Origin of the sequence: Pseudomonas sp. NBRC 111143 (genome assembly GCF_001320965.1) — a bacterium.
Taxonomy (GTDB): Bacteria; Pseudomonadota; Gammaproteobacteria; order Pseudomonadales; family Pseudomonadaceae; genus Aquipseudomonas; species Aquipseudomonas machongensis.
The window spans coordinates 1-24,475 of the sequence record NZ_BCBT01000049.1; the positions used below are offsets into that span (position 1 = coordinate 1).

General features: G+C 62.4%; 23 protein-coding genes. 15 read left to right on the plus strand and 8 right to left on the minus strand.

Annotation, left to right across the window (positions count from 1 at the left end; translation table 11 throughout):
- The first annotated feature begins 243 nt into the window (after positions 1 to 243).
- The 6 genes from rpsF (at position 244) to APH44_RS22110 (ending at position 6,345) form a co-directional block, all read left to right on the plus strand.
- On the plus strand, positions 244 to 669 hold the full coding sequence (gene rpsF / locus APH44_RS22085; protein WP_029612766.1) for a 30S ribosomal protein S6: 426 nt from the start codon (positions 244 to 246) through the stop codon (positions 667 to 669).
- Positions 670 to 697: 28 nt separating this feature from the next.
- A complete protein-coding gene (rpsR, locus tag APH44_RS22090) occupies positions 698 to 928 on the plus strand; it encodes a 30S ribosomal protein S18 (protein WP_003249563.1) in 231 nt (76 codons plus the stop codon).
- Positions 929 to 961: 33 nt separating this feature from the next.
- Positions 962 to 1,852 (plus strand): hypothetical protein, encoded by an 891-nt coding sequence (locus APH44_RS22095; protein WP_054894539.1) that lies wholly within the window; start codon positions 962 to 964, stop codon positions 1,850 to 1,852.
- A 20-nt stretch (positions 1,853 to 1,872) separates the two neighbouring features.
- Entirely contained in the window at positions 1,873 to 2,319 is a 447-nt protein-coding gene (rplI, locus tag APH44_RS22100) for a 50S ribosomal protein L9 (protein WP_003249568.1), read from the plus strand.
- A gap of 112 nt (positions 2,320 to 2,431) precedes the next feature.
- Entirely contained in the window at positions 2,432 to 3,829 is a 1,398-nt protein-coding gene (gene dnaB, locus APH44_RS22105) for a replicative DNA helicase (protein ID WP_054894540.1), read from the plus strand.
- Between the two features lie 215 nt (positions 3,830 to 4,044).
- Positions 4,045 to 6,345 (plus strand): YgiQ family radical SAM protein, encoded by a 2,301-nt coding sequence (locus tag APH44_RS22110; RefSeq protein WP_054894541.1) that lies wholly within the window; start codon positions 4,045 to 4,047, stop codon positions 6,343 to 6,345.
- Between the two features lie 63 nt (positions 6,346 to 6,408).
- On the opposite strand, the gene APH44_RS22115 is transcribed toward APH44_RS22110, so the two are convergent.
- Positions 6,409 to 6,996: a TIGR00730 family Rossman fold protein gene (locus APH44_RS22115; protein ID WP_054894542.1), complete on the minus strand. Its 588-nt coding sequence runs from the start codon at positions 6,994 to 6,996 to the stop codon at positions 6,409 to 6,411.
- Between the two features lie 372 nt (positions 6,997 to 7,368).
- Between APH44_RS22115 and azu the strand changes: the two genes are divergently transcribed.
- Positions 7,369 to 7,815, plus strand: a complete 447-nt coding sequence (gene azu / locus APH44_RS22120; RefSeq protein ID WP_054894543.1) for an azurin — start codon at positions 7,369 to 7,371, stop codon at positions 7,813 to 7,815.
- 116 nt (positions 7,816 to 7,931) lie between these two features.
- Here the strand turns inward: azu and nadE are convergent, their stop codons facing one another.
- Positions 7,932 to 8,759 carry an ammonia-dependent NAD(+) synthetase gene (nadE, locus tag APH44_RS22125; RefSeq protein ID WP_054894544.1) on the minus strand — a complete coding sequence of 276 codons (828 nt, stop codon included), beginning with the start codon at positions 8,757 to 8,759 and terminating at the stop codon, positions 7,932 to 7,934.
- A 3-nt stretch (positions 8,760 to 8,762) separates the two neighbouring features.
- On the minus strand, positions 8,763 to 9,968 hold the full coding sequence (pncB, locus tag APH44_RS22130) for a nicotinate phosphoribosyltransferase (protein ID WP_054894545.1): 1,206 nt from the start codon (positions 9,966 to 9,968) through the stop codon (positions 8,763 to 8,765).
- A gap of 470 nt (positions 9,969 to 10,438) precedes the next feature.
- On the opposite strand from pncB, the gene APH44_RS22135 reads away from it, so the two are divergent.
- The 6 genes from APH44_RS22135 to APH44_RS22160 all read left to right on the plus strand — a co-directional run bounded on the left by APH44_RS22135 (position 10,439) and on the right by APH44_RS22160 (position 16,899).
- On the plus strand, positions 10,439 to 11,575 hold the full coding sequence (locus APH44_RS22135; RefSeq protein ID WP_054894546.1) for a branched-chain amino acid ABC transporter substrate-binding protein: 1,137 nt from the start codon (positions 10,439 to 10,441) through the stop codon (positions 11,573 to 11,575).
- 158 nt (positions 11,576 to 11,733) lie between these two features.
- A complete protein-coding gene (locus APH44_RS22140) occupies positions 11,734 to 12,648 on the plus strand; it encodes a branched-chain amino acid ABC transporter permease (protein WP_054894547.1) in 915 nt (304 codons plus the stop codon).
- A 2-nt stretch (positions 12,649 to 12,650) separates the two neighbouring features.
- Positions 12,651 to 13,952 carry a high-affinity branched-chain amino acid ABC transporter permease LivM gene (livM, locus tag APH44_RS22145; RefSeq protein ID WP_054894548.1) on the plus strand — a complete coding sequence of 434 codons (1,302 nt, stop codon included), beginning with the start codon at positions 12,651 to 12,653 and terminating at the stop codon, positions 13,950 to 13,952.
- The gene (locus APH44_RS22150) at positions 13,949 to 14,824 is read left to right on the plus strand and encodes an ABC transporter ATP-binding protein (protein ID WP_054894549.1); all 876 of its coding nucleotides are present in this window, start codon (positions 13,949 to 13,951) and stop codon (positions 14,822 to 14,824) included. The genes livM and APH44_RS22150 overlap by 4 nt, the downstream gene beginning before the upstream one ends.
- A complete protein-coding gene (locus APH44_RS22155; RefSeq protein WP_054894550.1) occupies positions 14,821 to 15,537 on the plus strand; it encodes an ABC transporter ATP-binding protein in 717 nt (238 codons plus the stop codon). Before APH44_RS22150 ends, APH44_RS22155 begins: the two co-directional genes overlap by 4 nt.
- A gap of 594 nt (positions 15,538 to 16,131) precedes the next feature.
- On the plus strand, positions 16,132 to 16,899 hold the full coding sequence (locus APH44_RS22160; RefSeq protein WP_054894551.1) for an SDR family oxidoreductase: 768 nt from the start codon (positions 16,132 to 16,134) through the stop codon (positions 16,897 to 16,899).
- Positions 16,900 to 16,953: 54 nt separating this feature from the next.
- Here the strand turns inward: APH44_RS22160 and APH44_RS22165 are convergent, their stop codons facing one another.
- The 3 genes from APH44_RS22165 to APH44_RS22175 all read right to left on the minus strand — a co-directional run bounded on the left by APH44_RS22165 (position 16,954) and on the right by APH44_RS22175 (position 19,404).
- A complete protein-coding gene (locus tag APH44_RS22165; RefSeq protein ID WP_054894552.1) occupies positions 16,954 to 18,063 on the minus strand; it encodes an AGE family epimerase/isomerase in 1,110 nt (369 codons plus the stop codon).
- Positions 18,064 to 18,145: 82 nt separating this feature from the next.
- Complete coding sequence (locus APH44_RS22170; RefSeq protein ID WP_054894553.1) at positions 18,146 to 18,778, minus strand: TetR family transcriptional regulator; 633 nt, start codon at positions 18,776 to 18,778, stop codon at positions 18,146 to 18,148.
- 125 nt (positions 18,779 to 18,903) lie between these two features.
- Positions 18,904 to 19,404 carry a hypothetical protein gene (locus APH44_RS22175; RefSeq protein ID WP_054894554.1) on the minus strand — a complete coding sequence of 167 codons (501 nt, stop codon included), beginning with the start codon at positions 19,402 to 19,404 and terminating at the stop codon, positions 18,904 to 18,906.
- A 341-nt stretch (positions 19,405 to 19,745) separates the two neighbouring features.
- Here APH44_RS22175 and APH44_RS22185 point away from each other — a divergent pair, with 341 nt between their 5' ends.
- Positions 19,746 to 21,809, plus strand: coding sequence for an AsmA family protein (locus APH44_RS22185; protein WP_054894556.1), 2,064 nt, complete (start codon positions 19,746 to 19,748; stop codon positions 21,807 to 21,809).
- Positions 21,810 to 21,951: 142 nt separating this feature from the next.
- Here the strand turns inward: APH44_RS22185 and APH44_RS22190 are convergent, their stop codons facing one another.
- Positions 21,952 to 22,539, minus strand: coding sequence for a TetR/AcrR family transcriptional regulator (locus APH44_RS22190; RefSeq protein WP_054894557.1), 588 nt, complete (start codon positions 22,537 to 22,539; stop codon positions 21,952 to 21,954).
- A 116-nt stretch (positions 22,540 to 22,655) separates the two neighbouring features.
- Here APH44_RS22190 and APH44_RS22195 point away from each other — a divergent pair, with 116 nt between their 5' ends.
- On the plus strand, positions 22,656 to 23,837 hold the full coding sequence (locus APH44_RS22195) for an epoxide hydrolase family protein (RefSeq protein ID WP_054894558.1): 1,182 nt from the start codon (positions 22,656 to 22,658) through the stop codon (positions 23,835 to 23,837).
- A gap of 65 nt (positions 23,838 to 23,902) precedes the next feature.
- On the opposite strand, the gene APH44_RS22200 is transcribed toward APH44_RS22195, so the two are convergent.
- Positions 23,903 to 24,433: a bacterioferritin gene (locus tag APH44_RS22200; protein ID WP_054894559.1), complete on the minus strand. Its 531-nt coding sequence runs from the start codon at positions 24,431 to 24,433 to the stop codon at positions 23,903 to 23,905.
- Positions 24,434 to 24,475: the final 42 nt, after the last annotated feature.

Genomic DNA, 24,475 nt, shown 5'->3' on the forward strand with positions numbered 1-24,475 from the left:
GTGATGCTTTCGCGGGCAAGCCCGCGAAAGCATCACCGCCGCGTTCACATATCCCGCCAATATGTTTCCGACTGTTCAAATAATCGCCAATCACCTTGCTTGTCCAACCCGCCTTCTCTACAATTGCGCCCCTTGCCGAGCTGGCAGGCGCGCATGTGCCTCCTCTCAAGCAAGACATACAGTGTCATTCACTCCTTGTCTGACCAGATTCGCTGGCAGACTACTAACCCGTAAGGAGCATTCATGCGTCATTACGAAATCATCTTCCTGGTTCACCCGGACCAGAGCGAGCAAGTCGGCGGCATGGTCGAGCGTTACACCAAGCTGATCGAAGAAGATGGTGGCAAGATCCACCGCCTGGAAGACTGGGGCCGTCGTCAACTGGCCTACGCAATCAACAATGTTCACAAGGCTCACTACGTGATGCTGAACGTTGAGTGCACCGGCAAGGCCCTGGCCGAGCTGGAAGACAACTTCCGCTACAACGATGCCGTTATCCGTAACCTGGTCATCCGTCGCGACGAAGCCGTTACCGGTCAGTCCGAGATGCTGAAGGCTGAAGAGAACCGCAGCGAGCGCCGTGAGCGTCGCGAGCGTCCTGAGCATGCTGACTCCGCCGATGGCGACGACAGCAATGACAGCGACTCCAGCGATAACGCTGACGAGTAATCCACGGACCTTTAGAGGAGCCTATTAAATGGCACGTTTCTTCCGTCGTCGTAAATTCTGCCGCTTCACTGCTGAAGACGTGAAAGAGATCGACTTCAAAGATCTCAACACCCTGAAAGCTTACGTATCCGAAACCGGCAAGATCGTTCCAAGCCGTATCACTGGTACCAAAGCTCGTTATCAGCGTCAGCTGGCTACCGCTATCAAGCGCGCCCGCTTCCTGGCCCTGCTGCCCTACACCGACAGCCACGGCCGCTGAGACCGGGTCGTCGACAAGTAGTAAGGGATAGGCATGCGAGCGTTGGCTGATTTCATCATGCGCGGTCGTGTGCAGGCCACTGTCGTGGTGGCTGGTTGTGCGGCATTGCCGCTGTTGTTCTGGTTGAGTGCCGCCGCCGGGAGCCTGGTGTTCCTGCGGCGTGGTTTCAAGGACGCATCCTCGGTCATCGTGTGGGGCATCTTGCCCGCGCTGGCCTGGTGGATCTTCGGTGAGCCGCGCACCTTGATGGTGCTGCTGGGGACGCTGGGGCTGGCTGCGCTGTTGCGCGCCGGGCACTCCTGGAACCGGGTGCTGTTGTCCAGCATCGCCTTGGGCCTGTTGTACGGTGTCATCCTCGGTTCAGTGTTCCGCGAACCGATCGAAGCTCTGGCGCGAGCGCTTGAAAAAGCCCTGCCGCAGATGCTCGACGGTCTCTACCAGCAGTTGTCGGTGGAGGAGCAGGCACACCTGGGGGCACTCATCGTACCGGTGCTCAACGGCCTGATTGCAGCTTTGCTGCAGGTCGTCAGCGTTCTGGCCCTGATGTTGGGCCGGTACTGGCAGGCCGCGTTGTACAACCCGGGAGGTTTTGGCCGCGAGTTTCAAGCGGTGCGGATTCCCCTGGTGCCGGCACTGGTGCTGCTGGCGTGCATGGTGTTCGGGCCGAACTTCGGTTCCGCCGTCGCCTTGCTTACGCCGCTGTGCAGTGTGCCGCTCATGTTCGCGGGCATTGCCCTGCTGCATGGGCTGGTGGCCCAGAAACGCCTGGCCAGGTTCTGGCTGGTGGGGTTGTACGTGACGCTGGTGCTGTTCATGCAGCTGACCTATCCGTTGCTCGTGGTCTTGGCCATTGTCGACAGCCTGATTGATTTTCGCGGTCGCCACTCCCCCAAGGGGAATGATTCCGCGAACGGTGAAGGTTAAAAGTTAAGAGGTTTTACCAAATGGAACTGATCCTGCTGGAAAAAGTCGCCAACCTGGGCAACCTGGGCGACAAAGTAAAAGTTAAGGCTGGTTACGGCCGTAACTTCCTGCTGCCATTCGGCAAGGCCACCGTTGCCAACGCCGCTAACCTGGCTGCATTCGAAGAGCGTCGTGCAGAGCTGGAAAAAGCCGCTGCCGACAAGAAAGCTTCGGCTGAAAGCCGCGCTGCCCAACTGGCCGAGCTGGAAGTGACCATCACTGCCACCGCTGGCGACGAAGGCAAGCTGTTCGGTTCGATCGGCACCCACGACATCGCTGATGCCCTGACCGCCTCCGGCGTTGAAGTGGCCAAGGCTGAAGTTCGTCTGCCGAACGGCACCATCCGTCAGGTTGGCGAATACGACGTAGCTGTGCACCTGCACAGCGACGTTGAAGCCACCGTACGCGTGGTCGTCGTAGCTGCCTAAGCTGCGCTGACTGACTGGCCCCTCGCGGGCCAGCCGGTTAACATCGGGCACGGTCCTGTTTTTCAGGCCGTGCCCTTTGTCTTTTTGAACCCCCCAGAATTCTTGCGTGGCCATGAACGAGATTACCAATCCCGAACAGCTCGACCTGCAAACCGCTGCCCTGAAGGTGCCGCCGCATTCCATCGAGGCCGAACAGGCTGTGCTCGGTGGCTTGATGCTGGATAACAACGCCTGGGAGCGAGTGCTGGACCAGGTGTCCGATGGCGATTTCTACCGGCATGACCACCGTCTGATTTTCCGTGCCGTGCACAAGCTGGCCGATGCCAACCAGCCGTTCGACGTGGTCACCCTGCACGAGCAGTTGGACAAGGAAGGCTTGTCGACCCAGGTCGGTGGCCTGGCGTACCTGGCCGAGCTGGCCAAGAACACTCCGTCGGTGGCCAACATCAAGGCCTACGCAGCGATCATCCGCGAGCGGGCGACGCTGCGCCAATTGATCAGCATCAGTACCGACATCGCCGACAACGCCTTCAACCCGCAAGGGCGCAACGCCGAAGAGATTCTCGACGACGCCGAGCGGCAGATCTTCCAGATCGCCGAGGCGCGGCCCAAGACCGGTGGCCCGGTGGGGGTCAACGAGCTGTTGACCATGGCTATCGACCGTATCGACACCTTGTTCAACTCCGACAGCGACATCACCGGTGTTTCCACCGGCTTTACCGACCTGGACGAGAAGACCAGCGGCCTGCAGCCCGCCGACCTGGTCATCGTCGCCGGCCGTCCGTCGATGGGCAAGACCACCTTCGCCATGAACCTGGTCGAGAACGCCGTGCTGCGCAGCGACAAGGCTGTGCTGGTGTTCTCCCTCGAGATGCCTGGCGAATCGCTGATCATGCGTATGCTCTCGTCGCTGGGTCGCATCGACCAGACCAAGGTCCGCTCCGGCCAGCTCGACGACGATGACTGGCCGCGCCTGACCTCGGCGGTCAATCTGCTCAATGACCGCAAGCTGTTCATCGACGACACCGCCGGTATCAGCCCCTCGGAGATGCGTGCACGTACCCGCCGCCTGGCGCGTGAGCATGGCGAGATCGCGCTGATCATGGTCGACTATCTGCAGCTGATGCAGATTCCGGGCTCGGCCGGCGACAACCGGACCAACGAGATTTCCGAGATCTCGCGCTCGCTCAAGGCCCTGGCCAAGGAGTTCAACTGCCCGGTCATCGCGCTGTCGCAGCTCAACCGCTCCCTGGAGCAGCGCCCGAACAAGCGCCCGGTCAACTCCGACCTTCGTGAATCCGGAGCGATCGAGCAGGACGCCGACGTGATCATGTTCGTCTACCGTGACGAGGTGTATCACCCCGAGACCGAGCACAAGGGCGTGGCGGAAATCATCATCGGCAAGCAGCGTAACGGTCCGATCGGTTTTGTCCGCCTGGCGTTCATTGGCAAGTACACCCGCTTCGAGAACCTGGCGCCGGGCATGTACAACTTCGACGACGACGAATAACCCCCCAGAACTGAATCGGCCTCCCTGTGGGAGCGGGTTTACCCGCGAATGCGATGTTTAACCCGCCATCGCATTCGCGGGTAAACCCGCTTCCACAGGGGGCGATGTTTTTCTGGGTGATCACTATGATTCCGACCACCACCGTCGGATTTGGTCAAAATTTGTGCTATATTCCGCGCCCGCGATTTCCCTGCACACCAGAACCGGTCACTGACATGCAAGCAGCCAAACCACTCTACGACTATCCCAAGTACTGGGCCGAATGCTTCGGGCCAGCGCCTTTCCTGCCGATGGGCAGGGAGGAGATGGATCAGCTCGGCTGGGATTCCTGCGACATCATCATCGTGACCGGTGACGCCTACGTCGACCACCCATCGTTCGGCATGGCCATCATCGGCCGCCTGCTGGAAGCCCAGGGCTTTCGCGTCGGTATCATTGCCCAGCCGAACTGGCAGTCCAAAGACGACTTCATGAAGCTCGGCGAGCCGAACCTGTTCTTCGGTGTCGCGGCCGGCAACATGGATTCGATGATCAACCGTTACACCGCCGACAAGAAGGTGCGTTCCGACGACGCCTACACGCCTGGTGGCCTGGCCGGCAGCCGTCCGGACCGCGCCAGCCTGGTGTACAGCCAGCGCTGCAAGGAAGCCTACAAGCACGTGCCGATCGTGCTCGGTGGCATCGAGGCCTCGCTGCGCCGCATCGCCCACTACGACTACTGGCAGGACAAGGTCCGCCACTCGATCCTGGTCGATGCCAGCGCCGATATCCTGCTGTTCGGCAACGCCGAGCGGGCGGTAGTCGAGGTTGCCCAGCGCTTGTCCAACGGCGAGAAGATCGAGTCGATCACCGACGTGCGCGGCACCGCGTTCATCCGCCGGGACACCCCCGAGGGCTGGTACGAGATCGACTCCACCCGCATCGACCGTCCGGGCCGTGTCGACAAGATCATCAACCCCTACGTCAACACCCAGGACACCCAGGCCTGCGCCATCGAGCAGGCCAAGGGCGAGGTGGAAGACCCGAACGAAGCCAAGGTCGTACAGATTCTCGACAGCCCGCGCATGACCCGCGAGAAGTCGGTGATCCGTCTGCCATCGTTCGAGAAGGTACGCAACGACCCGGTGCTCTATGCCCACGCCAACCGCGTGCTGCACCTGGAAACCAACCCAGGCAACGCCCGCGCCCTGGTGCAGAAGCACGGTGAAGTGGACGTGTGGTTCAACCCACCACCCATTCCCATGAGCACCGAGGAAATGGACTACGTGTTCGGCATGCCCTACGCGCGCGTCCCGCACCCGGCCTATGGCAAGGAGCGCATCCCGGCCTACGAGATGATCCGCTTCTCGGTGAACATCATGCGCGGCTGCTTCGGCGGCTGTACCTTCTGCTCGATCACCGAGCACGAAGGCCGGATCATCCAGAACCGCTCCCACGAATCGATCCTGCACGAGATCGAGGAGATGCGCGACAAGGTACCGGGCTTCACCGGCGTAGTCTCTGACCTGGGCGGCCCGACCGCCAACATGTATCGCATCGCCTGCAAGAGCCACGAGATCGAGAAGCACTGCCGCAAGCCGTCATGTGTGTTCCCGGGCATCTGCGAGAACCTCAATACCGACCACAGCTCGCTGATCTCGCTGTATCGCAAGGCGCGTGCGCTGCCGGGGGTGAAGAAGATCCTCATCGCCTCGGGCCTGCGCTACGACCTGGCCGTCGAGTCGCCGGAGTACGTGAAGGAGCTGGTCACCCACCACGTCGGTGGCTACCTCAAGATCGCCCCGGAGCACACCGAGCGTGGTCCGCTGGACAAGATGATGAAGCCGGGTATCGGCAGCTACGACCGCTTCAAGCGCATGTTCGAGAAGTACTCGAAGGAAGCGGGCAAGGAACAGTACCTGATCCCGTACTTCATCGCTGCGCATCCTGGCACCACCGACGAAGACATGATGAACCTGGCCCTCTGGCTCAAGGGCAACGGTTTCCGCGCCGACCAGGTGCAGGCGTTCTACCCTTCGCCCATGGCGTCGGCCACGGCCATGTACCACTCGGGCAAGAACCCGCTGCGCAAGGTTACCTACAAGAGTGAGGGTGTGGAGATCGTCAAGAGCGACGAGCAGCGCCGCCTGCACAAGGCGTTCCTGCGCTACCACGACCCGAAGGGCTGGCCGATGCTGCGTGAAGCGCTGACCCGCATGGGGCGCGCCGACCTGATCGGCCCGGGCAAGCACCAGTTGATCCCGCTGCACCAGCCGCAGACCGACAGCTACCAGAGCGCCCGTCGCAAGAACTCGACGCCGGCTGGCAGCCACAAGGTGGCCAAGGAGCAGAAGATCCTCACCCAGCACAACGGCCTGCCGCCGCGTGCCAGCGATGGCAGCAAGCCGTGGGACAAGCGCGAGAAGGCCAAGGCCGAGGCATTCGCCCGCAACCAGCAGGCGGCCAAGGAGCGCAAGGAAGCGGCCAAAGGCGGCAAGGGCAACAAGAAGCCGCGCCAGCCAGTGATTCCTCGCTGACCTCCAGGCCCGCAAGGAACATTGTGGGGGCGAAGCGCCGTCCCCACAGGTTCTGTAAAACGATCAATCGGGCTTGTGATCGACCCACTTCGGCGCCACCGGGGCGATGAAGCTGTCCATGCCATCGAGCAGCTCATCCGCCTGCTGACCGAGCAACAGCATCGCCCGGTGCTGCGGCCGCACGAAACCTTCCTCGACGATATGGTCGAGGAAGCCGCCAAGCTTTTCATAGAAGCCATTCACATCCAGCAGCCCCAGCGGCTTGGCGTGATAGCCCAGTTGGCCCCAGGTCCAGACCTCGAACAACTCTTCCAGCGTACCCAGCCCACCCGGTAGGGCGATGAAGGCATCGCTGAGCTCGGCCATGCGCGCCTTGCGGGCATGCATGCCGTCGACCACCTCCAGGCGTGTCAGCCCTTTGTGGCCGACTTCGGCGTCCATCAGGCTCTGCGGGATGATGCCGATGACTTCGCCACCAGCGGCCATGGCAGCATCGGCGACGATGCCCATGAGGCCGACGGCGCCACCGCCGTAGACCAGAGTCAGGCCGCGGTGGGCGATGGCCTGGCCGAGGGCGATGGCGGCCTCACGATAGGCCGGGTTGGCGCCGATGCTGGCGCCGCAGAAGACACAGACGGAACGTACGGGCATTGCTTATCTCCAGTGCAGTTCACCCGCTGCGCAGGCAGCGGGGCACACAGGGTAAGGCGCAATGCCGCGTGCTCCAAGCGTCGAATTCACTCCGGTCGGGCGAACTCGCAGTCCGCAGCACCGGTTGCGCCGCACGCATAGGCAGCCAACAGGCCGCGCATGAAATTTCCGAGATTCATGGCACTTGCTCCTAAATGAGAGGTTGTCCCATCGTCTATCAAGCAGGCATGATGTGCTCTTAGATTTTTTGTATACAATCCATTGAACAATACTACTGGCTGGCTCATTGATGGCCCTTGATTCAAATCAGCAAGGGCCTGGCCGGTTTCAGGCAGTCTCGCAATTGATAAAACCCTGCCAAGGAGATTCACGATGTTTGCGAAAGCTGTAGCGGTATCCCTGCTGACCCTCGCCAGCGCTTCTGTCTTTGCCGCCGACTGCAAGGTGACTGTCGACTCTACCGACCAGATGTCGTTCAACACCAAGGAGTTCACCGTCGACAAGAGCTGCAAGACCGTCGAGATCGAACTGACGCATGGTGGCAGCCTGCCGAAGAACGTCATGGGCCATAACCTGGTGATCAGCAAGACGGCCGACATGCAGGCCATCGCCACCGAGGGCATGACCCAGGGTCTGGACAAGGACTACATCAAGGCTGACAACGCCGCGATCATCGCCCACACCAAGATGATCGGCGCTGGCGAGAAAGACACCATCAAGCTGGACACCTCCAAGCTCGAAGCCGGTGGCGACTACAGCTTCTTCTGCACCTTCCCGGGCCACATCTCGATGATGAAGGGCAAGGTTGTCGTCAAGTAATGGCTGTTGTGTAGGGCCTTAAGGCCCAATTCGCGGGCAAGCCCGCTCCCACAGGTTGTTCACTACCCTTGAGAACAGTGAGCAACTTGTGGGAGCGGGCTTGCCCGCGAAGCTTTTCAAGGGGCGAACGGCAGTTCGCGCTTGTGCTGGGTCTTGCGGTAGGTGGCGACGATAATGTCGAAGGCTTCCTGGCGCACCGACTCACCGTGCAGGAAGGCGTCGATCTCCTTGTAGGTCACCCCGTGCGATGCCTCGTCCGGCTTGCCTGGTTCCAGGTCTTCCAGATCTGCAGTTGGCACCTTCTCCACCAGCGATTCCGGCGCACCGAAGCTGCGCGCGATCGCCCGCACCTGGTTCTTCACCAGCCCGCTCAGTGGCGCCAGGTCACAGGCACCATCACCGAACTTGGTAAAGAAGCCCATCACCGCCTCTGCGGCGTGGTCGGTGCCGATCACCAGGCCTGCGCGCGCGCCAGCGATGGTGTACTGGGCGACCATGCGGATGCGCGCCTTGACGTTGCCGACGACGAAGTCGACCAGGGTCGGCGAGCCGTTCTTCAGTTCCACCACTTCGGCGGCCAGGGCCCTGACAGCCGGGGCGATATCGACGGGGTGCACTTCGTCTGCCTTGATCACCTCCAGGCAGGCCTGGGCGTCGTGCTCGTCGTGCTGCACCTGGTAGGGCAGGCGCACGGCGATGAAGATGTAGGCCTGGTCGCCGGTCTCGGCGCGCAGTTCATTGACAGCGCGTTGGGCGAGCAGGGCAGCGGTCAGCGAATCGACGCCGCCGCTGATGCCTAGCACCAGGGTCTTGAGCCGGGCGTTGGCCAGGCAGTCCTTGATGAAGGCCACGCGCCGGGCCACTTCCTTCTCGAGCGCGGCGGCGTCGGCAAAGGGCGGCTGTACCTTGAGCGCCTGGGCAATCTCTTGCTGAACGGCTTGCATGGGTTACTCCTTGCTAGGGACTTTGAATACGTGACGCAGGTAGGCGACGAAGTTCTCGTCGCGGCATTGGGTCTTGGCGGCTTCGTCGGAAATCTTCGCCACTGGCGAGCCGTTGCAGTCGGTCATTTTAAGCACGATGCTCATCGGCGCCACACCCGGAATGTCACAGGTCAGGTTGGTGCCGATGCCGAAGCTGACATTGATGCGACCGCGCAGTGCGCGGAAGATCTGCAGGGTGCGCGGCAGGTCCAGGCCATCGGAGAACACCAGGGTCTTGGTCATCGGATCGATCCCCAGCTTGCGGTAGTGCGCGATGGCCTTTTCCGCCCAGGCCACCGGCTCGCCGGAATCGTGGCGCAGGCCGTCGAAGAGCTTGGCGAAGTACAGGTCGAAGTCGCCGAGGAATGCATCCATGGTGATGCAGTCGGTCAGGGCGATGCCGAGCAGCCCGCGGTACTCGCGCACCCAGCAGTCCAGCGCGGCGATCTGGCTGTCGATCAGCCTCGGGCCGAGTTGCTGGTGGGCCATGATCCATTCGTGGGCCATGGTGCCAAGCGGCTTGATATCCAGTTTCCATGCCAGGTCGACGTTACTGGTGCCGACGAAGCGTGCCGGGAAGTCATCGCGCATCACCCGCACCACTTCTTCCTGCACGCGGCTCGAGAAGCGTCGGCGGGTGCCGAAGTCGGCGACCTGCAGGGCGCCCAGCTCCTCTTCGCTGGCATTGGCGCGCAACCAGTCGAACTTGCGATGGAGCTGGTCGCGCGCAGCGTTCAGGCGCATCTGCGGATGCAGGTGGCGATTGCGCACTTCACTGATGATCGCCAGCAGCGGCACCTCGAACAGGATCACGTGCAGCCACGGGCCGCGCAGGCGCAGGAACAGCTGGTCGTGCTCGATGCCGATGCGCAGGTAGCGCAGGTTGAAGCGGAACAGGCCGAGAAAGCGCAGGAAGTCGGGCTTGAGGAAGCTGATGCGCTCGAGGAAGGTCAGTTGGCCGTCGTCGAGGGTGAGGTCGGCCAGCCGTTCGATCTGCCGGCGGATTTCGCCCAGATAGGGGCGCAGGTCTTCGCCATTGCGGCAGCGGAATTCCCATTCCACGTCGGCGTCCGGGTAGTTGTGCAGGACGCCCTGCATCATGGTGAGCTTGTAGAAGTCGGTGTCGAGCAGGTTATGCACGATGCGCTCGGCGAATGCGCTCTCGCTCATTGAATGGCTCCAGGGCGGCGATTGGTGCCTATTGTGCCAGCTTCCAGAGGGGGTCAGGGATTTGTGGTGGCCCCTTTGCGGGGAAACACCGCCTGACTGCGCAAGGCCATCATCGATAAACCACCATTCCCCGTCACAGCGTCTAGCCTTGAAACAGTGCCTGCCTGTAGCAGTCGCGCACCAGCGGTGTGCACTTCGGTGACGTCATGCTGTTACAGGATGGTTGCACGTAAACACTTGCGAGGGTTGCAATGATGGCACCTTGCGGTTGCTCCTTTGTTTTGCGTTCAGTGGCGCCTTCCCTGTGGCAGACGGTTGCACGCTCAATAAAGAAACGACCGCCGGAGGTCTGCAGTGGCCCAGCGGAGTGTGTTTTCCCGGAAGACAAAACCGATGGCACGGCCCTTGCTCAGAGCACAGGGTTGATGAAGTTGTAGTGCCAACTAAAAAAACTCTAGGAGCACCACCTCATGTCGCAGACGTTTTACAAGAAAGGTTTCCTGGCACTGGCCGTGGCTACGGCACTGGGTGTTTCTTCGTATGTACAGGCCGACGTAAAGATCGGCGTAGCGGGCCCGATGACCGGCGCCAACGCAGCGTTTGGCGAGCAATACATGAAGGGCGCCCAGGCGGCAGCCGATGTGGTCAACAAGGCCGGCGGCATCAACGGCGAGAAGATCGTCCTGGTCAAGGGCGATGACGCCTGCGAGCCGAAGCAGGCCGTGGCCGTGGCCAACCGCCTGGTCGATCAGGACAAGGTGATCGGCGTGGTCGGACACTTCTGCTCCTCCAACACCATTCCCGCCTCCGAGGTGTACGACGAAGCGGGCGTCATCGCGATCACCCCGGGCTCGACCAACCCGCAGGTCACCGAGCGCGGCCTGTCGGCCATGTTCCGCATGTGCGGACGTGACGACCAACAGGGCATCGTTGCCGGCGACTACATCGTCGATGTGCTCAAGGGCAAGAAGGTCGCGGTCCTGCACGACAAGGACACCTATGGCCAGGGCCTGGCCGATGCGACCAAGGCGCAGCTCGAGAAGCGCGGCGTCAAGCCTGTGCTGTACGAAGGCCTGACCCGTGGCGAGAAGGACTTCAGCGCCGTGGTCACCAAGATCCGCTCCACCGGTGCCGACGTCGTCTACTTCGGCGGCCTGCACCCGGAAGCCGGTCCGCTGGTGCGCCAACTGCGCGAGCAGGGCCTGAAGGACGTCAAGTTCATGTCCGACGACGGTATCGTCACCGACGAACTGGTGGCCACCGCAGGCGGTGCGCAATACACCGACGGCGTGTACATGACCTTTGGTGCCGACCCGCGCCTGCTGCCGGACAGCAAGGCGGTGGTCGAGGAGTTCCGTAAGGCCGGCACCGAGCCTGAAGGCTACACCCTGTACGCTTACGCCTCGATCCAGGCGCTGGCCGCCGCGTTCAACGGCGCCAAGTCGAACAAGGGCGAAGACGCCGCCAAGTGGCTCAAGGCCAATCCGGTCAAGACCGTCATGGGCGAGAAGAAGTGGGACAGCAAGGGCGACCTGACCGTCTCCGACTACGTGGTCTACCAGTGGGATGCCAACGGCAAGTACCACCAGCTGGAAAAACAAAAATAACAACGGCTCGCGGCCCGGGCGCGTTGGCGCACCGGGCCCAGCCCCGCGGTATTTGTACTTTATCCGTAGATCTGCACAGTCCTGCGCGGCGAGGGACGCTCTGCCCTTGCCCTCGCCGTGGTCGGCGCTCGTGCAATCTCAACAGGTGAGATTGCGTTATGGATGGTATTTTCCTGCAGCAACTGATCAATGGGCTGACCCTCGGGTCTGTCTATGGTCTGATCGCCATCGGCTACACAATGGTCTATGGCATCATCGGCATGATCAACTTCGCGCACGGCGAGGTGTATATGATCTCCGCGTATCTCGCGGCGATCAGCCTGGCATTGCTGGCCTACTTCGGTATCGAATCCTTCCCGCTGCTGATGCTTGGCACGCTGTTGTTCACCATTGTCGTCACCGGTGTCTATGGCTTCACCATCGAGCGCATCGCCTACAAGCCACTGCGCAACTCCACCCGCCTGGCTCCGCTGATCAGCGCCATCGGTATCTCGCTGATCCTGCAGAACTACGCGCAACTCAGCCAGGGGGCGCGCCAGCAAGGCGTACCGACCCTGCTCGAAGGTGCCTGGCGCGTCGATATCGGCACCGGCTTCGTCCAGCTCACCTACACCAAGATCTTCATCCTGGTTGCCGCCTTCGTCGGCATGGGCCTGCTCACCTATGTCATCAAGTACACCAAGCTCGGGCGCATGTGCCGCGCCACCCAGCAGGACCGCAAGATGGCGTCGATCCTCGGGATCAACACCGACCGGGTGATCTCCTATGTGTTCGTCATCGGTGCGGTGATGGCAGCGCTGGCGGGTGTGCTGATCACCATGAACTACGGCACCTTCGACTTCTATGCGGGCTTCATCATCGGCATCAAGGCATTCACTGCCGCGGTACTCGGGGGCATCGGCTCGCTACCGGGCGCCATGCTCGGCGGGATCATCCTGGGCATTTCCGAGTCGCTGTTCTCTGGCCTGGTCAACTCCGACTACAAGGACGTATTCAGCTTCTCGCTGTTGGTGATAATCCTCATCTTCCGTCCACAAGGCCTGCTCGGTCGCCCGCTCGTGGCTAAGGTGTGATCATGTCCGTTGCCAATACTGCCTCCACTTCCCCAAGCAAGGGTTTCGACATCAAGCGCAGCCTGATCGAGACCCTCGTCGCCGGCCTGCTGGCGCTCATCGTTTTCGGACCTGTCGTCGGCGTGGTGCTCGACGGCTACAGCTTCAATGCAGAACCCCGGCGCGTGGCCTGGCTGGTCGGCGGGGTGATGATCGGTCGCTTCGTGCTCAGCCTGTTCCTGCAGACAACCACCGGCCAACGCCTGCTGCAAGGTTTCGACAGCGGCGGCTCAGGCGTGCACGTGCTGGCACCCGACTACAAGTCGCGCCTGCGCTACATCATCCCGGCGCTGATCGTCATCGCCATCGTCTTCCCGATCTTTGCCAACAAGTACTTGCTGACCGTGGTCATTCTCGGGTTGATCTATGTGCTGCTGGGCCTGGGCCTGAACATCGTGGTCGGCCTGGCCGGGTTGCTCGACCTGGGTTACGTGGCGTTCTACGCCATTGGCGCCTATGGCCTGGCGCTGGGCTACCAGTACCTGGGGCTGGGCTTCTGGAGCGTGCTGCCGCTGGCGGCCATCGCTGCGGCACTGGCCGGATGCATACTGGGCTTCCCGGTGTTGCGCATGCATGGCGACTACCTGGCGATCGTGACCCTGGGCTTCGGTGAGATCATCCGCCTGGTGCTGAACAACTGGCTGTCGTTCACTGGTGGCCCGAACGGCATGCCGGCGCCGTCGCCGACCTTCTTCGGGCTGGAGTTCGGCCGTCGGGCGAAGGATGGCGGGGTGCCGTTCCACGAGTTCTTCGGTATCGAATACAACGCTAACTACAAGTTCCTGTTCATCTACATCGTGCTTTTCCTGGTGGTATTGGCGGTGCTCTACATCAAGCACCGGCTGACGCGCATGCCGGTCGGCCGCGCTTGGGAGGCGCTGCGAGAAGACGAGATCGCCTGCCGTTCGATGGGCCTGAACCACGTGCTGGTCAAGCTTTCGGCCTTCACCCTTGGCGCGTCTACTGCCGGGCTTGCCGGGGTGTTCTTCGCCACCTACCAGGGCTTCGTCAACCCGTCCTCGTTCACCTTCTTTGAGTCGGCGTTGATCCTGGCCATCGTCGTGCTGGGCGGGATGGGCTCGACCGTGGGCGTGGTGATCGCCGCCTTCGTGCTGACCGTGGCGCCGGAGCTGCTGCGCAGCTTCTCCGAGTACCGCGTGCTGCTGTTCGGTGTGCTGATGGTGCTGATGATGATCTGGCGACCGCGAGGGCTGATTCGCATCAGCCGCACTGGCGTGGTCCCACGTAAAGGAGTGGCGCCATGAGCGACGAAATCATTCTCTCGGTCGACAACCTGATGATGCAGTTCGGCGGCATCAAGGCGCTCAGCGACGTCAGCCTGAAGGTCAAGCGCAACCAGATCTTCGCCCTGATCGGCCCCAACGGCGCGGGCAAAACCACGGTGTTCAACTGCCTGACCGGCTTCTACAAGGCCAGCGGTGGGCGTATCGAGCTGAACGTGCGTGGCAGCCACACCAACGTCATCCAACTGCTGGGCGAACGCTTCGAGGCGACGGATTTCGTTTCGCCGACACGCTTCGCCAATCGTCTGTACTACAAGATGTTCGGTGGTACCCATCTGGTGAACCGCGCGGGCCTTGCGCGCACCTTCCAGAACATTCGCCTGTTCAAGGAAATGTCGGTGGTGGAAAACCTGCTGGTGGCCCAGCACATGTGGGTCAACCGCAACCTGCTGGCCGGGGTGCTCAACACCAAGGGGTATCGCCAGGCCGAAAGCGACGCGCTGGATCACGCGTTCTACTGGTTGGAGGTGGTCGATCTGGTCGATTGCGCCAACCGCCTGGCTGGCGAGTTGTCGTACGGTCAGCAGCGTCGGCTGGAGATCGCCCGGGCCATGTGCACGCGGCCGAAGATCATCTGCCTGGACGAGCCGGCCGCCGGTCTCAACCCGCAGGAGACCGAGGCGCTGAGCCGCATGATCCGTGTGCTGCGCGACGAACACGACATCACCGTGGTGCTGATCGAGCACGACATGGGCATGGTCATGAGCATTTCCGATCACATCGTCGTGCTCGACCACGGCAATGTGATCGCCGAAGGCGCCCCGCAGGACATCCGCAACAACCCGACGGTGATCGCCGCCTACCTGGGTGCCGACGAAGAGGAACTGATATGAGTGCACCCATTCTCGAGCTCAAGGACCTGGATGTGTTCTACGGGCCGATCCAGGCGCTGAAGAAGGTCTCGATGCATATCGAGGAGGGCGAGACGGTCAGCCTGATCGGTGCCAACGGCGCGGGCAAGTCCACGCTGCTGATGTCGATCTTCGGCCAACCGCGGGCAGCTTCCGGGCAGATCCTCTACCGTGGCACCGACATTACCCGCAAGTCGTCGCACTACATCGCCTCCAACGGCATCGCCCAGTCACCGGAAGGGCGGCGGGTGTTCCCCGACATGACCGTCGAGGAGAACCTGATGATGGGCACGATCCCCATCGGCGACAAGCATGCCGACGAAGACATGCAGCGCATGTACGAGCTGTTCCCGCGACTCAAGGAGCGACGCAACCAGCGGGCCATGACCATGTCTGGCGGCGAGCAACAGATGCTGGCCATCGCCCGCGCCTTGATGAGCCGGCCCAAGCTGCTGTTGCTGGACGAGCCGTCGCTGGGGTTGGCGCCGATCGTGGTCAAGCAGATCTTCTCGACCCTGCGCGAGCTGGCCAAGACCGGCATGACCATTTTCCTGGTCGAGCAGAACGCCAACCATGCGCTGAAACTGTCGGACCGGGCCTATGTGATGGTCAACGGGCAGATCCGCATGACCGGGACCGGGCAGGAGTTGCTGGTCAACGAAGAGGTGCGTAGCGCCTATCTGGGTGGGCATTGAGGTGTGGCAGGGGCTGCTTTGCGGCCCCGGTCGCCAATGTGGACAACTTGTCGCACATCCCGCTTGAACCACCGTAGATTCCCTGCATAACCCCTTGTTTCCACAGGCTCGATGTTTTCCACGATTAATGTGGAACCGCCTGTGGAAAACATGGTGGCATGTCGCTGAAACCCACGTATCCAAAGGCCTGCATGGCGTTGGTCAATATTTGATCAGTCACGCTTTGTGCACTATTGCGTCGCGCTTTTGCCCATGAATCGCGGCTCGAAGTCGCTGTTGCCTTTCTGTGGATAAGTCTGTGCGCAACCCTTGGACAGACTGCTGGACACGGCATGGTTGAAAGCGTTGCGCCATCACCTGAGCGTTCTGAAAGAGTTTATCCAGGTCAAAGGGTTCCCTTTGACCGACGAGTTGCCCCCAATCCATGGGGAAAGCCTTGTGGATAAGATGCGTATAGCCTGCACCAGCCCTTGTGCTGCAAGGCTTTCGAGGCGTTGCCTGTTTTTTGACCAGTACCGAAAACGGCTTGCTGCCAGCGTGCGCCGCGGGCATGCTGCAAGGCCTGCGACGACCCCTACAGCGAAGGAGAACAGCATGACGTCCACCGTATTCATCACAGGTGCCACTTCCGGTTTCGGTGAAGCCACTGCCCGTCGTTTCGCCGACGCTGGCTGGAAGCTGGTGCTTACCGGTCGCCGCAAGGAGCGCCTGGATGCCCTGTGCGCCGAGCTGTCGGCCAAGACCGAGGTGCTCGGCCTGGTGGTCGATGTGCGCGACCGCAAGGCGATGGAGGCGGCCATTGCCAGCCTGCCGCCGGCCTTCGACAAGCTGCAGGGCCTGGTCAACAACGCAGGGCTGGCCCTGGGCGCCGACCCGGCACCGCAGTGCGACCTGGACGACTGGGAAACCATGGTCGATACCAACATCAAGGGCCTGATGTACACCACCCGCCTGCTGTTGCCGCGCCTGATCGCCCATGGCCGTGGCGCAAGCATCCTCAATGTGGGTTCGGTGGCGGGTAACTATCCCTATCCGGGCAGCCATGTGTATGGCGGCACCAAGGCCTTTGTCGGGCAGTTCTCCCTGAGCCTGCGCTGCGACCTGCGCGGCACCGGCGTACGGGTGACCAACATCGAGCCGGGCCTGTGCGAAAGCGAGTTCTCGCTGGTGCGCTTCGGTGGCGACCAGTCGCGCTACGACGCTACCTACGCGGGCGCCGAGCCGATCCAGCCGCAGGACATCGCTGACACTATCTTCTGGGTGCTCAACCAGCCGGCGCACATCAACATCAACAACCTTGAGCTGATGCCGGTAAGTCAGGACTGGGCTGGGTTCTCGATCGACCGTTCGGCCAAGGGCTGAGAACGGTTCCACGCCAGCCATTGCAGGAGCGGTGGTTCGGCGCCCCTACATCAATCAGAGCAGGCGTTGCAGGCCTTCGAGGCAGGTGGCCAGGTGGTAGGGCGTGGTGGACGGCATGTCGTGTCGGCTGACTGCGCCCTGGCCGTCGCGGCATTCGTGCCAGCCGCCGGCATGCAGGAAGTTGTCTTTGAGGGCTTTGAGCTGGGTCATCAGCTTCGCCTCGTTGCCTGGCTTCAATGCCAGCGCCCGCAGATATTCGGCCTGGGCCCAGATCCGCTGGGTCGCATCGATCACCTTGCCTTCGACATCCAGCGAAGCGAGCACCGCCGCGTCCTTCACGCCGCAGCGCTCGGCGTACTCGAATGCCCGGCTGATCGATGCATGCAGCGGTGTGCCGCGCAGCAGTGGCGAGGTGTCGAGCAGGTAGAACCATTCGAACTGATGCCCAGGCTCGAACCAGTTATCCACAGCACCGCGGGGTTTCTCCAGCATCACGCCGTGGGCCGGATCGATGAACTGCGCCTGCAGGGCTGTGCATAACTGCACCAGGGCCGCTTGCGCGGCATCGTCCTGGCGCACGGCCAGGGTCTGGAGGAAGGCTTCGGCCAGGTGCATCTGCGGGTTCTGCAGCGGGCCGCTGCCAAGATCGGACCAGTCTTCGCCGAGCACGGCTTCGTAAAGGCCATCATTCCGGGCGAACTGCTCCTCGATGATTTCCAGGGCAGCGTTCAGCGCCGACTCGACCAGCCCTTCGCGGACCTTGCCCCAGTAGTGGGCGCAGGCGAAGACGATGAACGCGTGGGTGTAGAGGTCCTTGCGTCGGTCCAGTGGCTTGCCGTCGGCATCGATGCTGTAGAACCAGCCGCCGTGCTCGGCATCGTGAAAATGCCGTTGCAGCGAGCGGAACAGGGCGGCGGCGCGCTCGGCGGCACCGGGTTGCTCGATGCGGCTGCTGAACAGGTACAGCTGGCGTGCGCAGGCCATGGCGCGGTAGCGCTGCACCGGCAGGGGGTGGTGTTCGGCGTCGAGGGCTTCGAAGGGCAGGGCCATGTCGGCGTTCCAACCGGGACCTTGCCACAAGGGCACGATGCGCTTGGCGAAATGTTCGCGCACAGAAGCCAGGCAGGTACTCAGCTCGGATGGGGTAGGGCGGGGGTTGGACATGAAGGCGCTCGTCGCAATCGGGCAGGGCGCCATGGTAGCAGAACTGGGGGTGGGGTTGATTGTGCCGACCGCTTCGCGGGCTTCAGCCCGGATTCCCCAACCCCTGCCAATGCCGCGCCCCGACGAAAATGAAGCGCAGTTGCTGGGTGATCTTGTCCTGCGCGGTCAGCGCCTGCGGGCAAGCCGGATCAGGGCTGTCGATCAGCTCTGGCAGGGTGGCGAACACGGTCTTGACCACCAGGTCGGCCATCACCCCGAGGGCGGCGCTGTCCAGATGCTGCCAGCGGGTCATGCGTGCAAGGTCGGTGGCCAGGTCAGAGCTGATATCCCGGCGCAGCCGGGCGATGGCCTGGCGCACGGGCTGCGAGCCGCCGTACTGTTCGCGGGCGAGGAACAGGAACTGGGCGCGGTGTGCCGCCACCACATCAAGGAAGATACGTACGGAGGCGTCGGTGATGCCACCGAGTTCGAATTCGTTGTGGCGCACCAGGCGAATGGTCTGGCGGAAGGTGGCATCGACCTCGGCGACCAGCGCCAGGCCCAGGGCATCCATATCGGGGAAATGCCGGTAGAAACCGGTGGGGACGATGCCGGCCGCCTTGGCCACTTCGCGCAGACTGATGCTGCCGAAGCCCCGGCCACTCTCCATGAGCTGGCAGGCGGCGTCGAGCAAGGCCTGGCGGGTCTGTTGCTTCTGTTCGGCACGCGGCAGCATGGGGCTCTGGATTCTGTGACTGTACGGCTTGGCACTCTAGATAAAAAAACGAAGCCCGGTCAATGGACCGGGCTTTGGAGGGGAGCAAGCGCTGTATGTCGAGTTGTCGTTATCAGCCATGGGCATCAGCTCACGCGGCGGATTTCGACCAGACGATCAGAGCCACCTTCGGCTACGCGGTTGTTGCGTTCGATCAGACGGTCCGAGCCACCTTCGGCAACGCGGTTGTTACGTTCGATCAGACGGTCCGAGCCACCTTCGGCAACGCGGTTGTTGCGTTCGATCAGGCGATCCGAGCCACCTTCGGCTACGCGGTTGTTGCGTTCGATCAGACGGTCCGAGCCACCTTCGGCTACGCGGTTGTTACGTTCGATCAGACGGTCCGAGCCACCTTCGGCAACGCGGTTATTACGTTCGATCAGACGGTCCGAGCCACCTTCGGCAACGCGGTTGTTGCGTTGGATCAGACGATCAGAACCACCTTCGGCAACCGTCTTCAGGGGCTGGGAAATCACTGCCGAGCTGGAACGGGCTTCGGCACTCAGGTGTTGGTCGGCAGCCGGCAAGGCGAAGGCGTTGGCGGCCAGGATGGAAAGACTCAGGCTCAGCAGCAGTTGGCGTTTCATGATTCGGTGCTCCTCGTGGGACGCTGGAAAGTGGGTACGAGGGCAATGCTACGCTTGGTAACTCAAGAAAAAAGTTCATATGGCTAATGGTAACAATCGACGCAAATGATGGTTGGTCGGAAAGGCTCTGGATCAATTATTTCGGGGTGATTGGTGGCTACGTGCTACCGCGTTTTGCCGGTAACATCCATGTCGATTCCATCCGCAAAGCTGAGGAATGGGTCAGAAAAAACTTCGCTATCATTGCCGTCGTCGATAAAACCCCTCGGGCTTTCATCAGTCCGAAGTAGGGAATGCCTTTGCCGCACCGCTTCAAGTCTTGCAGTCAGGAGAGCCCCGCAATGACGCGCCCCGCCAGAATCTTCACCTGGATCCTCGCCAGCCTCGCGGCCTTGCTGGCGATACTGGTGGTGGTGATTGCCACCTTCGACTGGAACCGTATCAAGCCGCTGCTCAACGAGAAGGTTTCCGAAGCGCTGCACCGCCCGTTCGCCATCAATGGCAACCTCGCCGTGCACTGGCAGCGCGAGCCCGATGAGGGCGGCTGGCGCGCCTGGGTGCCTTGGCCGCGCTTCGTGGCCGAAGACCTGACCCTGGGCAATCCCGACTGGCTCAAGGAGCCGCAGATGGTCGGCCTGGAACGTGTCGAGTTTCGCCTGTCGCCGCTGCCGCTGTTGTTCCAGCAGATCTCGATCCCCCGAATCGACCTTACTCATCCCACCGCCAGCCTCACGCGCCTGGCTGACGGCCGCGCCAACTGGACTTTCGATTTCGGGCCCAAGGACGAGAACGCCGAACCTTCCAGGTGGGTGCTCGATATCGGGGCGATCGGATTCGACCAGGGTAATGTGCGCTTCGACGACCAGACCCTGAAGACCGACATGAAGGTGCAGATCGACCCGCTGGGCAAGCCGATCCCGTTCAGCGAGATCGTCGGCAAGGCCAGCGCGGAAAAAGCCGGTGGCGCGCAGGATTACGCGTTCGGGCTCAAGGCCGAAGGCCGCTACAAGGGCCAGGCAGTGTCCGCGACCGGCAAGATCGGCGGCCTGCTGGCACTGCAGGACGCCAGGCAGCCATTCCCGCTGCAGGTCGATGCACGCGTAGGTGACACCCGCGCAGCCGTCGCCGGCACCCTGACCGACCCACGCAACCTCGGCGCTCTGGACCTGCGCCTGAAGCTTTCCGGCAGCAGCCTGGGCAACCTCTACCCGCTGACCGGTGTGACCCTGCCCGATACCCCGGCGTACTCCACCGACGGCCACCTCAGCGCCAACCTGCATGATCCGCAGGGCGCGCGTTTCCGCTACGAAGGCTTCAACGGCAAGATCGGTGACAGCGACATCCATGGCGACCTGGCCTTCGTCGCCAGCCAGCCACGCCCCAAGCTCTCCGGCAACCTGGTCTCCAATCAATTGCTGTTCAAGGACCTGGCGCCACTGATCGGCGCCGATTCCAATGCCGAGCAGAAAGCCCGTGGTGGTGCCAGCAAGCAGCCGACCGGCAAGGTGCTGCCGGTAGAGGAGTTCCGCACCGACCGCTGGCGGGCGATGGATGCCGACGTGACGTTCGCTGGCAAGCGCATCGTGCATAGCGAGCAGTTGCCGTTCAAGGATCTGTCTGCCCATGTGGTGCTCGAGGACGGTCTGCTGCGTATGGTCCCGCTGCGCTTTGGCGTGGCCGGCGGCAACCTCGATGCCAATATTCGCCTCGATGGCCGCTCGGTGCCGATGCAGGGCCGGGCACGCCTGACTGCCCGCGGCTTCAAGCTCAAGGAGCTGTTCCCCACCTTTGCGCCGATGCAGACCAGCTTCGGCGAGCTGAACGGCGACGCCGACCTGAGCGGTCGCGGCAACTCTGTGGCGGCGTTGCTGGGCACCTCCAACGGCGACCTGCGCCTGCTGATCAATGATGGTGCGATCAGCCGCAGCCTGATGGAGATCGCCGGGCTCAACGTCGGCAACTACGTGGTCGACAAGCTGTTTGGCGACGAGGATGTGAAGATCAACTGCGCGGCGGCCGACGTCGGTATCAAGGATGGCCTGGCGACCACGCGGCTGTTCGTGTTCGACACCGAGAACGCGATCATCTACATCGATGGCACGGCGAATTTCGCCAGCGAGCAACTGGACCTGAAGGTCACTCCGGAATCCAAGGGGCTGCGCCTGTTCTCGCTGCGCTCACCGCTGTATGTGCGTGGGCCGTTCGCCAAGCCCAGTGCTGGCGTGCAGGCGGTGCCGCTGGCCTTGCGTGGCGCAGGGATGGTAGCGCTGGGTGTGGCCATCGGGCCGGCTGCCGGGTTGCTGGCGCTGATCGCCCCGAGTGGTGATGTGCCCAACCAGTGCACGCCGCTGCTGGAGCGGATGAAGGCCGGCAAGGCGCCTGCGGCGGTGAAGCCGAAGAAGTAGAGGGAGCGGCACGGGCTACGCCCATGATCGCGGGACCAGCCCGCAGGTTCACCGCTGTCAGGGGCAGCAGTGAACCTGTGGGAGCGACGGTTCGGCGCCCCGACTGGTCCCGCGATAGTGCCGGCCCAGCCAAATAAACCGGCTACAGCCCCAGCGCCGTCAGGAAAGCATCGACCTGCCGCTCGAACGCCGGCCGCTCATACTCCACCAACGCCATGCGCCACAGCCCCTTGAGGTAGGTGGCGATGATCGCTGCATTCAATTGCGGGTCCAGGCTCGCCGGCAACTCCCCGCGCTCGCGGTCCTCGGCCAGGCGCCCGGCGAACATCGCTTTCAAGTCCGCCAGCGCCTGCTCGGCGCGTAACCTCAGCTCGTCGTCGACCAGCACTTCCTCGGTCTCCATCGCCGCCAGCAGGCACAGGCGCGAGGGTGTTTGTGGGTTGTCGAGGCTGTCGAGCACATCGGCGAAGAACGCACGGATGCCCAGGGCCGCAGTCGGTGCGGCCAACAGAGCCTGTTCGCGCTTGCCGACCACCTCTTCGTTGTAGCGCTCGACGCAGGCCAGGTAGAGCTGCTTCTTGCTCTTGAGGGTGTTGTAGAACGAGCCCTCGCCGATGCCCATGACCTTGAGCAGATCGCGCAGGCCGGTGGCGGCGTAGCCGTTTTTCCAGAACAGGTCCGTGGCGCTGGCCAGGGCTTGCTGATAGTCGAATGAGATTTTTCGTGTCATGGGCGGCACTCTATCGCATTTGTAGCAGTCGTTAAAGTTTTTCGTTGACAGTGTTCGGAGGTGCGACTTAGTGTTTGTAGTGACCGCTACAGGTTCGTTTTCATCCGGAGTTGAACATGTCCACGCTTTCCACCCTTGAGCCATTCAAGGTCGATATCCCGCAGGCTGCAATCGACGACCTGCACCAGCGCCTGCGCGCCATCCGCTGGCCCGACCCGGAACTGGTCGCCGACTGGTCCCAGGGCGTGCCCCTGGAGGCTGCCAAGGGCTTGATCGACCATTGGCTCAACCACTATGACTGGCGCCAGTTCGAGGCTCGCATCAACCGCTTCGAGCAGTTCCACACACAGATCGACGGCGTCGCTGTTCACTTCATCCATGCGCGCTCGCCGCATCCCCAGGCGATGCCGATCCTGCTCACCCATGGCTGGCCGGGTTCGGTGGTGGAGTTTCTCGACGTCATCGAGCGCCTTACCGACCCGACCCGCTTCGGCGGCCGTGCCGAAGACGCCTTCCACGTCGTGGTGCCGTCGATTCCCGGCTATGGCTTCTCGGAAAAGCCCACCGAGCAGGGCTGGAATCCACAGCGGATTGCCCGTGCCTGGGCCGTGCTGATGACCGAGAGGCTCGGGTACCCGCGCTGGGTCGCCCAAGGCGGTGATTGGGGTTCGGCGATCACCCACGCACTGGCCAGTCAGCAGCCGGCGGGCTTGCTCGCCGCCCATGTGAACCTGTTGCTGGTGGTGCCCGAGCACGCACCGGAGCATCCCACCGAGGCCGAGCTGCGGGCGCTGAGTGACGTGGATCATTACCTGGACCAGATGTCCGGCTATGCCGACCAGATGAACACCCGGCCGCAGACCATCGGCTATGCACTGAACGACTCGCCGCTGGCGCTGGCCATGTGGATGTACGAGAAATTCTGGGAGTGGACCGATAACAAGGGGCGCCCGGAAGATGCCCTGAGCCGCGACCAGATGCTCGATGACATCTCGCTGTACTGGTTCACCGGCACCGGTACGTCCAGCGCCCGCTTGTACTGGGAGGGTGTGGGCAGCACCATTCGCGACCGCAGTTTCTTCTCGGCGGTGCGTGCGTCTTCAGAGCGCATCCAGTTGCCGATGGGGGCCACGGTGTTCCCCGCCGAGACCTTCCAGCCGCCGCGCAAGTGGGCCGAGCAAGCCTACGCTGAACTGTTCTACTGGAATGAAGCCGAGCACGGCGGGCACTTCGCGGCGTTCGAGCAGCCGCAGATCTTTGCCCGGGAGATGTGGCGGGCCTTTGCGCGGTTCCGCTGAGAGGGTTGAGCGGGCTTGTCGCGGTGCCGGGCACCGCGACGGCCTCTTCGCGGGCAAGCCCGCTCCTACAGCCCTTGCAGCAGGTCCGACATATCGTCTGCGTGCTCTTCCTCCTGGGCCAGGATGTCTTCGAAGATGCGACGGGTGGTCGGGTCCTTGTCACCGATGTACTGGATGATCTCGCGGTAGCTGTCGATGGCGATACGCTCGGCAACCAGGTCTTCGAGCACCATCTCCTTGAGATTGCTGCCGGCCACGTACTGCGCGTGGGAGTTCTTGCTCAGGTTGTCCGGGTTGAAGTCCGGCTCGCCGCCCAGCTGGACGATACGCTCGGCCAGCTTGTCGGCGTGTTCGGATTCCTGGTTCGCGTGCTCGAGGAACTCCTCGGCAGCGACGCTGGCCTTGATACCGCTGGCCATGAAGTAGTGGCGCTTGTAGCGCAGGGTGCAGACCAGCTCGGTGGCCAGAGACTCGTTGAGCAGGCGGATGATGGTCTCGCGGTCGGCGTTGTAGCCTTCGGTGACGGCGCCTTGCTCTACATGCTGGCGTGCGCGCTGGCGCAAAGTGTCGATATCGGTCAGTTCAACGTTGCTCATGATTCTCTCCATACAGATCAGGGGGTAAGTGGGCGGGAGGGC